The following is a 14,166-nucleotide window of genomic DNA, read 5'->3' as shown; positions in this document are numbered from 1 at the left end:
CCTCAGTTCAGTTTGGACGCAAGCTGCCGGCGCCAGTGCGAAACCGCCTGCGGCGCGTCGCGCATCATGTCAAATACCGAGACCATCGTCTTGCGAGCGACGTCGTCACGGAATGTGCGATCCCGCTCGACGATGGCGAGCAATTGCTCCAGGGCCGCCTCGTAATCCTGGCCGGCGATGTACTGCTGCGCCAGATCAAGCCGCGCCTGCAGATTGCCGGGCTCCGCTTCCACGACCGTGCGCAGGGCGCCGGCATCGGGCAGTGTATCGGCCCGTTCAGTGGCCTTCAGCCGTGTTTCCAGCGGGGCATAGCGCTCGTCCTGCGGCGCCTTGGGGGAGAGCAATGCGAATTCGCCCTGCGCGGCATGCGCGTCGCCGCTATCCAGCAACAGGTTCACCAGTTCAAAGCGGGCAGCATCGAAGCCGGGGTCGAATGCCAGCGCATTCTGGAACGCTTCGCGCGCATGGGCGGTTTCGCCGGCTTGGCTTGCGGCCAGCCCTTCGCGATAGGCGATTTCTGCAGGCTGCGGAATCACCCGGTCCAGGAAGGCGCGCAATTGCGTTTCAGGCAAGACGCCAACGAACTGGTCGACTGGCTTGCCATTCACGAACGCCACCACGTACGGGATGCTGCGCACGTGGAACTGGGCGGAAAGCTCCGGGTTTTCGTCCGAGTTGATCTTGGCGAGCTTCCATTTGCCGGCGTACTCGGCCTCCAGCTTTTCCAGCATCGGACCCAATGTGCGGCACGGACCGCACCATGGCGCCCAGAAATCAACCAGCACCGGGACCTGGCGAGAGGTTTCGATCACTTCTTGCGCGAAATTCTGCGAGGTGATGTCGCTCATCGTCGGGATTCTCCTGAGGGGCGGTGGCGCCGGCACACGCGCCGGCGAGAGGTATCGTGCATTTTACTTGGGGGTGGAGCGGACCGTTTACAGGGAGTCTGCCCGCCGTTTGTTCGCCGCAATAACGTATGTCAGGACAACGGTTGAAAATAGAACGATCGTTCGGATACCATCCGGTAAAAACAACACACAGATTTACGGAGACATGGCATGACACGACCGCACTTCCAGTTCTGGCCCCGACGTTTGCCGCACAACATCAGCTCGCCGCAAACGAGCCTTTGGTACAACCTGGAAGTGTCTGCCCGACGCTATCCGGACAAAGACGCGATCATCTTCTACGGTCGCCACACCACCTTCCGTGAGCTGCATGACGATGCAGTCGCCGTGGCGGGGTGGTTGCAGCAGGCGGCGGGGGTGCAGAAGGGCGACCGCGTGTTGCTGTACATGCAGAACTGTCCGCAATTCATGGCCGCGTATTACGGCATCCTGCGCGCCGACGCGGTGGTCGTGCCGGTCAACCCGATGAACCGGCCGGAAGAATTCAAGCATTACATCACCGATGCGGGCGCCGCCACGGTCATCTGCAGTGCAGATCTGGCCGTCAACGTGACCACCGCCAACGCCGATCTGCCGGAAGCGCAACGCACCAGGCACCTGCTGGTCACGTCGTACGCCGATGCACTGCCGGCCCAGTACGAGTATCCCGAAGACGCACCGCCTGCGTGGATCACCGCGCAGCATCCGGCGCAGCCTGGCGCCGTTGCATGGAACGACGCACTCGCGCAGCGCCTCGTGCCGGGCCCGCACACCGCCGGGCCGGACGACCTGGCGGTGATGCCTTACACGTCGGGCACCACGGGCTTCCCGAAGGGTTGCATGCACCCGCACCGCACGGTGATGCACAACATCGTCGGTGGCTCGATGTGGTCGAACGGGACGAAGGAGGGCGTGAGCCTGTCGATCATCCCGTTGTTCCATGTGACCGGCATGCAGTACGGCATGAATGCGCCGATCTACATGGGCTCCACGGTCGTGATGCTGCCGCGCTGGGACCGCGAGGTGGCGGGGCGGCTGATCTCGCGCTACAAGATCACGCATTGGACGAACATCCCGACCATGGTGATCGACTTCCTGGCGAGCCCGCAGCTGGCGGAGTTCGACCTGTCGAGCCTGGCCTACATCGGCGGCGGCGGCGCGGCGATGCCGCAAGCCGTGGCCGAGCGCCTGCTGAAGGATTTCAACCTCGCGTACCAGGAAGGCTACGGCCTGTCGGAAACCATCGCGCCCACGCACAGCAACCCGGCCGATCGCGCCAAGCAGCAGTGCCTGGGCATTCCCGTGTTCAACACCGACGCTCGTATCGTCGATCCGCAGACGCTGCAAGAACTGCCGATCGGCGAGGTGGGTGAAATCATCGTCAGCGGCCCGCAGGTCTTCCTGGGTTACTGGGGCAAGCCGCAGGCCAGCGCAGAAGTCTTCATCGAGTTCGAAGGCAAGCGCTTCTTCCGCACCGGCGACCTGGGCAGGATGGACGAAGACGGCTACTTCTTCCTCACCGATCGTCTGAAACGCATGATCAACGCGTCGGGCTTCAAGGTCTGGCCGGCCGAGGTGGAGAGCCTGCTGTACAAGCACCCCGATGTGCAGGAGGCCTGCATCATCGGCACGCGCGACGCGTATCGCGGCGAGTCGGTCAAGGCGGTGGTGGTGCTCAAGGCCCACGCCAAGGGCAAGACCACTGAAGACGACATCATCAACTGGGCGCGCGACAACATGGCCGCCTACAAGTACCCGCGCGTGGTGGAGTTTGTGGATGCGCTGCCCAAGTCCGGCACGGGCAAGGTGATGTGGCGCACGCTGCAGGAGCAGGAAAACGCAAGGAATGAGGCGGCCGAGAAACCGGCGGCGGCATAAACAGAAAGGGGCCTCAGAGGCCCCTTTTTCAATGTCCGCGCGCCTTGAACAGGAGCGCGCCGATGCCGTGGAAGCCCCGCTGACGCGCATGCCGCATCGGCGTGACGCCCCCGCGGTCGGCCAGGTTCGGGTCGGCGCCCCCGTCGAGCAGGAGTTGCACCGTCTTCTCGTATTTGTCGCTGCCATCGCCCAGGGCCACGGCTTCGATCAGCGCGGTCAGGCCCAGGTTGTTGGTGGCATCGGGCGGTACGCCCGCCTTCACGAGTTCGCTGACCACTTCCACGTAGCCACGGCGTGCAGCCGGGATGAGCGCGGTGTCGCCGTCAGCGTTGGTGGCGCGCAGGTTGGCACCGTGCGAGAGGGCCAGGCGCACCGTTTCCGCATCGCCCTGGATGGCAGCGAGCAGGAAGGCGCTGTTCTGCGTGTTGTCCTGCAGGTTGACGTCGGCGCCGGCCTGGATGAGCAAGCGTGCCGCCGCACCCATGTGGGCCATGACGGCGGCGATGAGCGCGGTGCGACCGTCGGCATCACGCGCCTTGAGGCTGGCGCCCTCGGCCAGCAACGACTGGATGGCCATCGTGTTTCCGGCCTGCGCGGCCAGGATCAGGTCGCGGTCACGCGTGGCCGGGTCGCTGCGGCGGACGGGCCGGGCGTCGGGCGTATGTGCCGCGCCGGGTGCCACTTTGGCGCTGGCGTTGGCTGCAACATGCACGATCGGCAGATGCTGCTCCTGCCACGCGTTCGCCATGTCGCCCACGGCCAGTGCCATCCCCAGCATGACGCCGATGAGCTGGTTGATCGCGGGGTGCGGAGCGATGAGCATGGCGGGCGGGTTCAGGCGCTGAGGTAGGGATCGGGCAGCGGCGCGGTGTCGGTTACGTCCATTGCGTCGGTTGCGTCGGTTGTTGCGGAGGGGGCGTTTGCTGCGTCGGTCTCCTGCAGGCGCGACCACAGGCGGTCCAGATACGGATCGTGCAGCCCATTGCTGGCCAGGCCGATCAGCGTGCGCTGCAGGTATTCGCGTGCCGGGCCGTACAGCCCGACCGCCTCGCGCAGGCAGCCGACCACGCGCTCGTCGGGCAGGCGGCCGGCATAGGCCTCGTGCGCGCGGTTCATGACAAACGCCAGCGCCAGGACGCGTTGGCCATTGATTTCGGTGGGCAGCCAGCGGGGGAGGTACGCGCCAGTCAGCATTTCGCGGCGCCAGAGCACCCGGAATTCATGCTCGGCATGCTCGCGCGGAACGCGGAAGGCCACGCCACGGCAGCTGCCGCCACGGTCCAGGCCGAGTACGAGCCCGGGGTTGTCCCAGGTACCGCGGTTGATGCGGGAATAAAGATAGAAGCCGCGGTGATAGCCGTGCACCGTGGCGCGGGCGGCCTCGGTGTGGAAGATCATCGGGTTCCAGATGAGCGAGCCGTAGCCGAACACCCAGGCGTCCTGGCATTCGCCGTGCGCAGCCGACAACCGCGCGAGCGTCGATGCAAGCGACGCTTCCAGCGCAGTCTCGGTCAGCAACGACGACGCGACGGGCGAATCACCCAGGGCGGCGCGCAACCGGTTCTGTTCGAGATCCTCTCGGGTGACGGCCATGTCGCAAGCATAGAGCAATCGTTACGAGTGGTCACGCGGACGGACGGCCGATGGCCCGGAAACGGGGCGTTGCGAGGCTCGCGGGACGTGTGACTATGGCGCGGCCGCAACGGTGGAGCATGCGCTGCCGGAAAACTGGAGGCGGGGGAACGGAATTGAACCGTCTTATACGGCTTTGCAAGCCGCAGCATTGACCACTCTGCCACCCCGCCGAGGGAGGCGGCTTGAGATGCGCCGTGTGACGCATCGCAAGCCGGGGCGGATTCTAGCGCAGGATCAGACTTCCAGCAGATCGACCTCGAAAAGCAACGTTGCGTTCGGGGGGATCACGCCGCCCGCGCCGCGTGCGCCGTAGCCCAGGGCCGCCGGGATGATCAGCTTGCGCGTGCCGCCGACCTTCATGCCTTGCACGCCTTCGTCCCAGCCCTTGATGACCATGCCGCCGCCCAGGTGGAAGGCGAAGGGGTCGTTACGGTCCTTGCTGGAATCGAACTTCTTGCCGGCCTGGCCGTTTTCGTAGAGCCAGCCGGTGTAGTGCACGGTGACGTATTTGCCGGCCGTGGCTTCAGCGCCGTCGCCGACGACGACATCCTCGTATTGCAGGCCGCTTGCGGTGGTTTCGATGGTCATGATGAGCCTCGTGGAGTGGCGTGGGTGATGAGGGCAAAGGGCTCAGGCAGCGTCCGCGGCCTTGAGCGTTTCAAGCTGGACGTGGACGTTGTCCGCGTCGTTGGCGATCCAGATATCGCCGTCCTGGATGGTGACCTGCAGACGCATGGTGCGTTCCACCATGGCGGCCAGCGCAGCCACGGTGTCCGCTGCAACTTCGTACACCGAGACGTTGGCAAAGCGCGTGATCTTGGTCTCGATTTGTTGCCACCACACGCGGCTCGCGTTGCCGCTATATGTATAGACGGCGACTTGCTCGGCGCGGTTGCTGGCCTTGCGGATGCGGGTGTCGTCGGGGTTGCCGAGGTCGATCCACAGTTCGATGGCGTCGGTCAGGTCACGCTGCCAGAGCTCGGGTTCGTCAGGCTCGGACAGTCCACGCGTGAAGGCAAGTGTTTCGCTGGCGTGGCGGGCGAAGGCGAGCACGCGCACCATCATGCGTTCGTCGTTCTCGCTCGGGTGGCGGGCAACGGTCAACGCGTGGTTGGCGTAGTAGTGGCGATCCATGTCGGCGATCTGCAGATCGACCTTGTAGATCGTGGATTTCAGGGCCATGCGGGTGGTCGGTGGATGGGCCGTTTTTGGCAAAGCGCGCATTGTCGCACGGGCCGATGAACCTGACGGCATTGGCGGGCCGCATTCCCAACGGCGGCTGTTTGCGGTATACGAGCGGTGCGTGCGCTAGTCGGCGCACGTTTTTCCTATCCAAACCAGGACAATCAGAACGATGCGTTGGATATTCGGAATCGTGGGTCTGTTGCTCGGAGGCCTGTCGGGGGGCGTCGTCGGGGCGTTCTTTGGGGCGTTGATCGGTCTGGGACTGGCATCGCTGATTTTGTACATGGACAAGCGGGCCAGCGCGCAGTGGGCAAATCCGCCCGACGCGCCGGACGCAACCGGCGCTGCGCAGGGCCATGCGCCCGCGCAGGCTGCCTTGTCGCCACAGCCGGCCACGCTGCAGGAGCGGGTGGCGCAGCTTGAGCACGAGGTAACGCTGCTGCGCCGGCAGATGGCTGAAATCAAAGGTGGAACGTTTGCAGTGCCTACCGCGGCTGAGCCTCCTGCCGTTGTGCTGCCGCCGACCGTGGCCGAAGCGTTGCCGTCAGCGGAGGCGCCTGCGCCGCAGATGGCGGTTCCACAGCCAATCCCTGAGCCTGTTCCCCAGGCCGTGCCGGTCCTGGCGCCGCACGAGCCCGATTGGGTGGAGCGCGCCGTCGGCGCTGCCCGCGACTGGCTGCTGGGCGGCAACAGCGTGGTGCGGGTCGGCATCCTGATCCTGTTCTTCGGGGTGGCATTCCTGCTCAAGTACGCGGCGGACAACAGCCTGCTGCCGGTTGAGTTCCGGCTGGCGGGTGTGGCGGTCGGGGCGATCGTGCTGCTGGGCTTCGGCTGGCGCCTGCGCGAGAAGCGTCCGGGCTATGCGCTGGTGCTTCAGGGCGGCGGGGTCGGGGTGCTGTACCTCACGGTCTTTGCCGCGACGCGTGTGGTGCCGCTGCTCAGCCCGGGGATGGCGTTTCCGCTGCTTGTGCTGATCTGCGCGTTGGCCGCCGGACTGGCCGTCAAGCAGAACGCGCCGGCGCTGGCCTTTACAGGCAGCGCAGGCGGCTTCCTGGCGCCGATTCTGATCTCGACGGGCCAAGGCAGCCACGTGGCGCTGTTCAGCTATTACGCGCTGCTCAATGCGGGCATCTTCGCCATTGCGTGGTTCCGGGCGTGGCGGGCGCTGAATCTGCTGGGCTTCTTCTTTACGTTCGGGATTGCCACGGCGTGGGGCGTGTTGCGTTACCAACCGTCGTTGCTGGCGAGCACCGAGCCGTTCCTGATCCTCTTCTTCCTGATGTATGTGGGCATTGCGCTGCTGACCGCGCTGCGTCGCCATATCAGCCTCACCAACTACGTTGATGGCACGCTGGTGTTCGGCACGCCGCTGGTGGCGATGGGTTTGCAGGCGGGGCTGGTTCACCACATTCCGTTTGCGATGGCGTGGAGCGCCACCGCGCTGGCCGCGTTCTATCTGGCGATTGCGGGCTGGCTGGCGCCCCGGCGTGCCAGCCTTGGTCTGCTGTACGAGGCGATGTTCGCGCTGGGCGTGATCTTCATCACGCTGGCGATTCCGCTTGCGTTCGATGGGCGCACCACCAGTGCGGTGTGGGCACTGGAAGGCGCCGCCGTGGTGTGGCTGGGCGTGCGCCAGCAGCGTCGGTTGGCGCTGGCGGCCGGCTTGCTCCTGCAGTTGGCAGCGGGCGCCGCATTCGCCGTGGATGCTGTGTTCGATTGGGCGCCGCAGCACGGCTGGGCCGTGCTCAATAGCCGCTATATCGGCGGCGTATTGATTGCGCTGGCGGGCGTGTTCAGCGGCTGGCGCCTGCATGGCAAGGCGGAGGCGCGGTCGTGGCTGAAGGCCGCGCCGGTGCTCGGCATTGTTGCGTCGGTGTGGGGCTTGCTGTGGTGGCTTGGCAGCGGCAGCAACGAGATCGACCGCTGGGCCTGGCGCATCGCCAGCAAGACCGTCGGCCGCCCGGATATTCCGCTGTACGCCGCCTTCGCCCTGCTGACGGCGTGGGCTGCGCACGGCCTGCGCCGCAAGCTCGATTGGGCACTGGCCGAATGGCCTGCGCTGGCGTTGTCGCCGGTGCTTGCGTTGACTTCTCTGGCTGCGATCGAGCACTGGGCACCGTCACCGCTGGCCGGCTGGGGCGGGCTGGTGTGGATTGCGGCCGTGGTGCTGGCCTTCGTGCTGCTGCGCCGCCAGGAACGCGACGTGAAGGACACCATCCTCGCGCCGCTGCATACCGTGCTGTTCTGGATGATCTGCGGCGTACTGGCGACGGAAGGCTACTGGCGCCTGGATGCCTACGTGCCCGAGGGCACCTGGAGCTTCGCCGCCTGGGCCTATGCCTACGGCGCGTTGCTTGCCCTGCTGGCTGGCGCAGGCTGGCGCATCCGCTGGCCCGTCGCCCGCTTTGAGCGCGCCTATCTGCTGTGGGGCGCTGCACCGCTGGCTGCCCTGCTGTGGTTGTGGAGCCTGGCGAGCGCCGCCAGCGACGGCAATGCCGCGCCGCTGTTCTACCTGCCGATTCTCAATCCGCTGGACGTGGCGCAACTGCTGGTATTCCTCGCTATCGCGCTGTGGATGCGCCGTGTGGCGCTGCAGAAGCTGGTGCCCGAGCCGATGGTGATCGGCTACGCCATCGGTGCGACGCTGTTCATCTGGGCCAACGCGGTGCTGCTGCGCACGCTGCATCATTGGGCCGACGTGCCGTACACGCTGGACGATCTGGGTGACTCGATGCTGGTGCAGGCGTCGCTGTCGATGTTCTGGACCGTGCTGGCGTTGGCGGTGATGGTGTTTGCCACCCGGCGCGCCAGCCGCGCGCTGTGGTTCACCGGCGGGGCGCTGCTGGGCGTGACGGTGGTCAAGCTGTTCCTGTTCGACCTGTCACGTGTCACGGGTGTGGAGCGCATCGTGTCATTCATCGGTATTGGCGTGCTGCTGTTGCTGATCGGCTATTGGTCGCCGTTGCCGCCGAAGCCCAAAACCAGCGCTGATGCTGAAACCGGGGAGGTTCTGTGAAGAAGGTTGTTCTTGCGATGGCTGCGGCATCGCTGTTGTCTGCGCCGGCGTGGGCCGAACGCTTTGCGCTGACCGGCACGCCCGGCGCGCCTTACTACGCCGTCACGCTCACCGAAGACGTCTACGCCCATGCGCACGAGGCCAGCCTGGCCGATCTGCGCATCCTCAATGGCGACGGCGAGCCCGTGCCGTTCACCATCGACATCCCGCGCGATCCGCCGCCGCAGGCACGCACGCTGCACGACGTGCACTGGTTCGCCACGCCCATCGACGATGCGCAGAAGCCGGGCGCCGCGGGTGTCGTGCTCGGTACCGATGGCGTGCTGCGTGCAACGGGCGTGCAGCTATCGCAGGCGTCTGTCCGTGCGTGGGTGGTCGACCTCAGCCAGCTTCGTGACACGGTGACGGCGCTGATCATTGCGCTACCGGCCGCCGAATTCCAGAGCGGTGTGAGCGTGCAGGCAAGCGATGACTTGCAGCATTGGAGCCCAGTCGCCCAGGCCACGCTGTTCCGCCTGTCCAACCAGGGCAGCACGCTGGTGCAGGATCGCATCGAGTTCACGGGGCTGCGGGCGAAATACTTGCGCCTGACGTGGCAGGGCAAACCGCCTGTGCCGGATGCCGTGCGTGCAGAGTTGGCCGCCGGGGCTCCGGTTGCGCTTGCGGATAACGCCACCCAGTGGCGCTCGGGTCTGGCGCCGGTGCAAACGCCCGCCGCCGGCGATTACTACTTCGATACCGGCGGCGTGTTCCCGGTCGAACGCGTGAAGATTCATCTGCCGCAGGCCAACACCGTCGCGCAGGCGACGCTGTATGCGCGTGCCGACGCCCAGGCGTCGTGGCGACCGGTGACGTCCGCGCGCCTGTTCCGGCTGGCTGGGGCTGAGGGGAAGGGCGAGCAGGAGAACGCGGCCATCACCGTGCCCGCCACGGGCGAGCGCTACTGGCGTCTGCAGGTCGACACGCGCAGCGGTGGCCTGGGTGCCGGCGCGCCGCAGTTGGCGATCGGCTGGCGTCCGGCCACGGTCACGTATGCGGCGCGCGGCAATGTGCCGTTCATGCTTGCGGTGGCGGAAGTGGCGCGCGGCAATCCGGTCGCACGCGCGGATTTGCTCGCGGGTGCATCGCCCGCCATTGCGCAGGCACAACTTGGCGCGATGAGCGATTCGCCTGCCGATGCGCTCACAGCAGAGCCGCCCGGCGGCCGCAAGCGCCAGTGGATCCTGTGGGGCGCGCTGTTGGCAGCGGTGGCCGTGCTGGGCGGCATGGCGTGGCGGTTGTTCCGCGCGCCGTCCGTGCCGCCGGATGCATCGACGTAATCCGCATTGCCCAACAAAAACGGCGCCACCTGGGCGCCGTTTTTGTTGGCAGAGCGGAAGCTCAGTGCGCGAAGGCCGGTTGGACGAACAGCGCAACGCACAGGGCAAAGCCTGCAAACCACGTCAGCGAACGCAGTGGTGCCCAGTCGGCGAGATAGCACACCGTGTACAGCACGCGCGCCACGATGAATGCGATGGCCAGCAGGTTGATGCGGTCGATCACGCCGCCGCCCAGGATGGCCACCAGCACAGCCACCGCAAAGAACGGAAACGCTTCAAAGTGATTCTGCTGTGCGGCTGCGGCACGGGCCGCTACGCCGGTCTGCTGTGCGAGCCACCCGCGTGGGTTGCGGTTGTCGTACCGCGGGCCTTTGGCCTTGGCGATGCCGACAGACACGATCGGCAGCACCGCTGCCACCAGAACGCACCAGAGGGCGATCGGCATGGTCAGTCTCCTGGATGTGGATGGGTGTGAAGGTGACGCACCCTAGCACAAGGTGCGTTTTCAAACACCTGAGGCGCTAGTCGACACCCTGCACGGCAATGCGCACATCCCCGAGCATGACCACCTGGCCTGCGCGAATCTTGGCAGTCTTGCGCAGTTCCGGCTGGCCGTCGACCGTGACCGCTCCGTCGGCGACAACCGCCTTGCCGGCACCGCCGCTGTCCACCACGCCAGTCAGTTTGAGCAGCTTGTGCAGCTCGATGTATTCGGTGGTCAGGGCGAAATCGATATTGGGCATGAATGGATTACAGCGGTTGTTGCGAGGTTTATTGAGGCGTGGCTTCCACGCTGATGTCGAGGTCCACGCGGTCACCGACATCGGGCAGGAAACGTGTCATGCCGAACGCGCTGCGGGTGATGGCAAGATGGAAATCGCCGCCGCAAACGTGGCGCGTGCTGCCGGGCATCTTCTCGTCGCCACAACTGAAGCGGCGCACTTCCAGCCTCACAGGCTGCGTCACGCCGTGCAGTGTCAGCTTGGCCTCGATGGCGACCAGTTTGCCGCCTTCCACGACAAAGCGGTCGCTGCGCAGGCGGATGATCGGAAATTGCGCAGCGTCGAGAAACTGCTCCGATTTCAGCACACCGTCCAGCACCCGCAGGCGCGTGTTGACGGATGCAGCGTCGACGGTGAAATCGAAGCCGCCCTGGTTGGTGGCTTCATCGAAATTGATGGCGCCGTCGATCTTGTCGAAGCGGCCGCGCATCGTGCTGCGATCGAAATGCGCTGCGCCGAAGTAGACCGATGTGTGCGCCAGATCCGGCGCAAATGATGTGGCAAAGGCGGGAGTGGTGAACAACCCCGCCAGCAATAGAATCCATGCACGCATGATGCCTCCGTTATCAGAGGCCCATGGCGCGCATGGGCCTGTGCTTACTTGCCCCAGCTGTCTTTCAGGCCGACCACGCGGTTGAACACGGGTTTGCCCGGTTGCGAATCGACGCGGTCTGCCACGAAGTAGCCGTGGCGCTCGAACTGGAAGCGGTCTTCCGCCTTGGCCGTTGCCAGCGTGGGCTCCAGATAGGCCGTGACAGTCTTCTTGGAGTCGGGGTTGAGCGCATCCAGGAAGTTCTTGTCGCCCGAATCCGGCTGCGGGTCGCTGAACAGGCGGTCGTACAGGCGCACTTCAGCTTCCAGCGCATGTGCGGCGCTCACCCAGTGGATGTTGCCCTTCACCTTGACGCTGTCAGCACCCGGCGTGCCACTCTTCGTATCCGGAATGATGTTGGCGTGCACGGCGGTGATGTTGCCGTCGGCATCCTTGTCGCAGCCGGTGCATTCGATCACATAGCCGTAGCGCAGGCGCACCTTGTTGCCCGGGAACAGGCGGAAGTAGCCCTTGGGCGGCGTCTCGGTAAAGTCCTCACGCTCGATCCACAGTTCACGTGTGAGGGGAAATTCGCGGCGGCCGAGTTCAGGCTGCTTGGGGTGCACGGGTGCGGAGCACGGCTCGTTGAAATCGGCCGGCACGTTGTCGAGCACCAGCTTGACCGGGTCCAGCACGGCCACCGAGCGCGGCGCACGCGCATCGAGGTCGTCGCGCACGGCGCCTTCCAGGATGCTCATGTCGATCCAGCTATCGGCTTTCGACACGCCCACGCGTTCGCAGAAGAGCTGGATCGATTCGGGCGTATAGCCGCGGCGGCGGATGCCAACGAGCGTCGGCATGCGCGGATCGTCCCAGCCATCGACGCGCTTTTCCGTCACCAGTTGCAGCAGCTTGCGCTTGCTGGTGATGGCGTACGTCAGGTGCAGTCGCGCGAATTCGTATTGATGCGGCAACGGTGCGGGCAGCACGCCGGCGTCGCGCAGGTGGTCGAGCACCCAGTCGTACAGCGGGCGGTTGTTTTCGAATTCCAGCGTGCACAGCGAATGCGTGATGTTCTCCAGCGCATCGGAAATGCAATGCGTGAAGTCGTACATCGGGTAGATGCACCATGCGTCGCCGGTGCGGTGGTGATGCGCATGGCGGATACGGTACAGCACCGGGTCGCGCATCACGATGTTCGGTGCGGCCATGTCGATCTTGGCGCGCAGGACGTGTTCGCCGTCCTTGTACTTGCCGGCGCGCATGTCGCGGAACAGCGTGAGGTTCTCGTCGACCGAGCGGTCACGGAACGGCGACGGCGTGCCCGGCTTGGTGAAATCGCCCCGGCTGGCGGCAATCTGCTCGGCGCTTTGGCTGTCGACGTAGGCTGCGCCGCGCTGGATCAGCACTTCAGCAAAACCGTAAAGCTGCTCGAAGTAGTCGCTGGCGTAGTAGAGGTGCTCGCCGCCGGCGTCGTTCCACGAATAGCCGAGCCAGTGCACGGCGTCGATGATGGAATCGACGTATTCGGTGTCTTCCTTGACGGGGTTGGTGTCGTCAAAACGCAGGTGGCAGCGGCCGTTGTAATCGCGGGCCATGCCGAAGTTCACCCAGATGCTCTTGGCGTGACCAATGTGCAGGTAGCCATTGGGCTCCGGCGGGAAGCGGGTGACCACCGGCGGGATCGGCTGGCCGGTGGCGTCCTTGCGATCGGCATAGGTGCCTTGCGCGAGATCGCCATCAATGATCTGGCGCAGGAAATTGGACGTGGGGGCGGCGGCGGTCGACCCGTTGGCGTTGGCGTTGTCTTGGCTCATGGGAGTGCGTGATTCGGCAATCCCGCGATTTTACAGTGCCGGGCGGTTTACGCCCCCGGACGCTATTTGCGCTGGGCCAGACCGTCGAGCGCCTGTGCGCGCAACAGCTCATTCGAGGCGGTGAAGGTCTGCTGCCGGAGTTGCGCGATTTGCGCTGCGCGGTCGGCTTCCGACAGGCCGGTAAAGGCGTTGATGCGATCGCGTTCGCGGGCGTAGGCGTCGTAGCGGCTGCGCCAGTCGGCTTCTTGCCGGTTGCCCTGGATCAGGCGGTCGGCCACGAGGCCGTCCACGCCGCGGGCTGACAGGCGCTGGCGCATCTCGGCTTCGCTCATGCCCTGCTTTGTCCATGTTTCCATGTCGCTGGCCAGCTTGAGCGGGGCGGAGGCGTCGCGGCGCGCCTGCTGTACCGATGGCGGGAGATTGGCATCGATGGCGGCGATCCTGGCAGCGCGCTGTTCCGGCGTGAGCGACGGGTCGGCCATCACAGCGAGGCGGTCGAGCGCGGCGGCGTCCATCGCGTCGTCATCGCCGTACCACGCCTGCGCGACGTCCGCGCCCAGGTATTGGCGGCGCAGCGCGGTGCGCTCGCTCAACTGCTGGCGGAGTGTGGCGATCAACTCCGGGCGTTGCTGGACTTGTTCGAGGCTCGGCTTGTTGCGGCCGGCTGTTCCGTTCGCAGCCGCTGCCTTGCGATAGGCCAGGTAGTGCTGCAGCAGAGATTGCGCTTCCGCCAGCGCCGGCGTGCTCAGCTTGGCGCGCAGATGCGCCTCGGCCATCGACACACGCCGCGCTTCGGGCAGCGAGGCGGGCACGTCGAGGAAGTAGTCAAAAACCGCGCGGTTGGCGGCTTCGACGATGAGGTGGCCGCGCGTATCCACACGCAGGCCGTCCGGCGCCTGCGTATCGGCCAACTCGGGCGCGGGCGCAACGGTTGTCGACGGTTCGGCGCTGACACTGCCGATGAATGCGCCCTTGGCCGCCTGCGGCTGCGATGCCGCAGGCGTTTCCGGTGCGTCCGACGTGTGCCACCAGTAGACCCCGCCCGCAACCGACACCGCCACCAGCACGGCCACAACAAACGTCATGGGTTGTATCGATGGCGATTGGGGTTTCAT

The 14,166-nt window shown here is 65.7% G+C and carries 13 protein-coding genes and 1 tRNA gene; 3 read left to right on the top strand and 11 right to left on the bottom strand.

Going from position 1 to position 14,166, the window contains the following annotated elements; translation table 11 throughout:
- Window positions 1–2: 2 nt before the first annotated feature.
- Window positions 3–848, bottom strand: a complete 846-nt coding sequence (trxA, locus tag ACTJK6_RS05175) for a thioredoxin (protein WP_440838465.1) — start codon at window positions 846–848, stop codon at window positions 3–5.
- 210 nt (window positions 849–1,058) lie between these two features.
- Between trxA and ACTJK6_RS05170 the strand changes: the two genes are divergently transcribed.
- Window positions 1,059–2,765, top strand: a complete 1,707-nt coding sequence (locus tag ACTJK6_RS05170; protein WP_440838464.1) for a long-chain fatty acid--CoA ligase — start codon at window positions 1,059–1,061, stop codon at window positions 2,763–2,765.
- A gap of 28 nt (window positions 2,766–2,793) precedes the next feature.
- On the opposite strand, the gene ACTJK6_RS05165 is transcribed toward ACTJK6_RS05170, so the two are convergent.
- From ACTJK6_RS05165 to ACTJK6_RS05145, 5 genes are all read right to left on the bottom strand, one after another.
- The gene (locus ACTJK6_RS05165; RefSeq protein ID WP_414560331.1) at window positions 2,794–3,588 is read right to left on the bottom strand and encodes an ankyrin repeat domain-containing protein; all 795 of its coding nucleotides are present in this window, start codon (window positions 3,586–3,588) and stop codon (window positions 2,794–2,796) included.
- Window positions 3,589–3,599: 11 nt separating this feature from the next.
- Entirely contained in the window at window positions 3,600–4,358 is a 759-nt protein-coding gene (locus ACTJK6_RS05160; RefSeq protein WP_260802845.1) for a gamma-glutamylcyclotransferase, read from the bottom strand.
- Window positions 4,359–4,494: 136 nt separating this feature from the next.
- Window positions 4,495–4,570 (bottom strand) — tRNA-Cys (locus ACTJK6_RS05155).
- 64 nt (window positions 4,571–4,634) lie between these two features.
- The gene (locus ACTJK6_RS05150; RefSeq protein ID WP_012761517.1) at window positions 4,635–4,988 is read right to left on the bottom strand and encodes an FKBP-type peptidyl-prolyl cis-trans isomerase; all 354 of its coding nucleotides are present in this window, start codon (window positions 4,986–4,988) and stop codon (window positions 4,635–4,637) included.
- 42 nt (window positions 4,989–5,030) lie between these two features.
- On the bottom strand, window positions 5,031–5,582 hold the full coding sequence (locus ACTJK6_RS05145; protein ID WP_045204548.1) for a YaeQ family protein: 552 nt from the start codon (window positions 5,580–5,582) through the stop codon (window positions 5,031–5,033).
- A 172-nt stretch (window positions 5,583–5,754) separates the two neighbouring features.
- Here ACTJK6_RS05145 and ACTJK6_RS05140 point away from each other — a divergent pair, with 172 nt between their 5' ends.
- Together ACTJK6_RS05140 and ACTJK6_RS05135 are read left to right on the top strand one after the other, a co-directional pair.
- Window positions 5,755–8,601, top strand: a complete 2,847-nt coding sequence (locus ACTJK6_RS05140) for a DUF2339 domain-containing protein (RefSeq protein WP_440838463.1) — start codon at window positions 5,755–5,757, stop codon at window positions 8,599–8,601.
- Entirely contained in the window at window positions 8,598–9,920 is a 1,323-nt protein-coding gene (locus tag ACTJK6_RS05135; RefSeq protein ID WP_440838462.1) for a DUF3999 domain-containing protein, read from the top strand. Before ACTJK6_RS05140 ends, ACTJK6_RS05135 begins: the two co-directional genes overlap by 4 nt.
- Before the next feature lie 61 nt (window positions 9,921–9,981).
- On the opposite strand, the gene ACTJK6_RS05130 is transcribed toward ACTJK6_RS05135, so the two are convergent.
- The 5 genes from ACTJK6_RS05130 to ACTJK6_RS05110 all read right to left on the bottom strand — a co-directional run bounded on the left by ACTJK6_RS05130 (window position 9,982) and on the right by ACTJK6_RS05110 (window position 14,136).
- Window positions 9,982–10,365, bottom strand: coding sequence for an MAPEG family protein (locus tag ACTJK6_RS05130; protein ID WP_232042256.1), 384 nt, complete (start codon window positions 10,363–10,365; stop codon window positions 9,982–9,984).
- 76 nt (window positions 10,366–10,441) lie between these two features.
- Window positions 10,442–10,663, bottom strand: coding sequence for an RNA-binding S4 domain-containing protein (locus tag ACTJK6_RS05125; RefSeq protein WP_024976310.1), 222 nt, complete (start codon window positions 10,661–10,663; stop codon window positions 10,442–10,444).
- Window positions 10,664–10,691: 28 nt separating this feature from the next.
- Entirely contained in the window at window positions 10,692–11,255 is a 564-nt protein-coding gene (locus tag ACTJK6_RS05120; RefSeq protein WP_433866629.1) for a YceI family protein, read from the bottom strand.
- A gap of 44 nt (window positions 11,256–11,299) precedes the next feature.
- The gene (locus ACTJK6_RS05115) at window positions 11,300–13,051 is read right to left on the bottom strand and encodes a glutamine--tRNA ligase/YqeY domain fusion protein (RefSeq protein ID WP_260802840.1); all 1,752 of its coding nucleotides are present in this window, start codon (window positions 13,049–13,051) and stop codon (window positions 11,300–11,302) included.
- Window positions 13,052–13,113: 62 nt separating this feature from the next.
- Entirely contained in the window at window positions 13,114–14,136 is a 1,023-nt protein-coding gene (locus tag ACTJK6_RS05110) for a lipase secretion chaperone (RefSeq protein ID WP_440838461.1), read from the bottom strand.
- Window positions 14,137–14,166: the final 30 nt, after the last annotated feature.

Origin of the sequence: Ralstonia sp. 22086 (genome assembly GCF_052045975.1) — a bacterium.
In the GTDB taxonomy this organism is placed as follows: Bacteria; Pseudomonadota; Gammaproteobacteria; order Burkholderiales; family Burkholderiaceae; genus Ralstonia; species Ralstonia wenshanensis.
The sequence above is the reverse complement of the archived record's forward strand: the minus strand, read 5'-3'. Positions and strand labels throughout refer to the sequence as shown.

Excerpts from the sequence above, each read along its gene's own strand:
- trxA (WP_440838465.1), bottom strand. The coding sequence starts at position 848 with ATGAGCGACATCACCTCGCAGAATTTCGCGCAAGAAGTGATCGAAACC.
- ACTJK6_RS05170 (WP_440838464.1), top strand. The coding sequence starts at position 1,059 with ATGACACGACCGCACTTCCAGTTCTGGCCCCGACGTTTGCCGCACAAC.
- ACTJK6_RS05165 (WP_414560331.1), bottom strand. The coding sequence starts at position 3,588 with ATGCTCATCGCTCCGCACCCCGCGATCAACCAGCTCATCGGCGTCATG.
- ACTJK6_RS05160 (WP_260802845.1), bottom strand. The coding sequence starts at position 4,358 with ATGGCCGTCACCCGAGAGGATCTCGAACAGAACCGGTTGCGCGCCGCC.
- ACTJK6_RS05150 (WP_012761517.1), bottom strand. The coding sequence starts at position 4,988 with ATGACCATCGAAACCACCGCAAGCGGCCTGCAATACGAGGATGTCGTC.
- ACTJK6_RS05145 (WP_045204548.1), bottom strand. The coding sequence starts at position 5,582 with ATGGCCCTGAAATCCACGATCTACAAGGTCGATCTGCAGATCGCCGAC.
- ACTJK6_RS05140 (WP_440838463.1), top strand. The coding sequence starts at position 5,755 with ATGCGTTGGATATTCGGAATCGTGGGTCTGTTGCTCGGAGGCCTGTCG.
- ACTJK6_RS05130 (WP_232042256.1), bottom strand. The coding sequence starts at position 10,365 with ATGCCGATCGCCCTCTGGTGCGTTCTGGTGGCAGCGGTGCTGCCGATC.
- ACTJK6_RS05125 (WP_024976310.1), bottom strand. The coding sequence starts at position 10,663 with ATGCCCAATATCGATTTCGCCCTGACCACCGAATACATCGAGCTGCAC.
- ACTJK6_RS05120 (WP_433866629.1), bottom strand. The coding sequence starts at position 11,255 with ATGCGTGCATGGATTCTATTGCTGGCGGGGTTGTTCACCACTCCCGCC.
- ACTJK6_RS05115 (WP_260802840.1), bottom strand. The coding sequence starts at position 13,051 with ATGAGCCAAGACAACGCCAACGCCAACGGGTCGACCGCCGCCGCCCCC.
- ACTJK6_RS05110 (WP_440838461.1), bottom strand. The coding sequence starts at position 14,136 with ATGACGTTTGTTGTGGCCGTGCTGGTGGCGGTGTCGGTTGCGGGCGGG.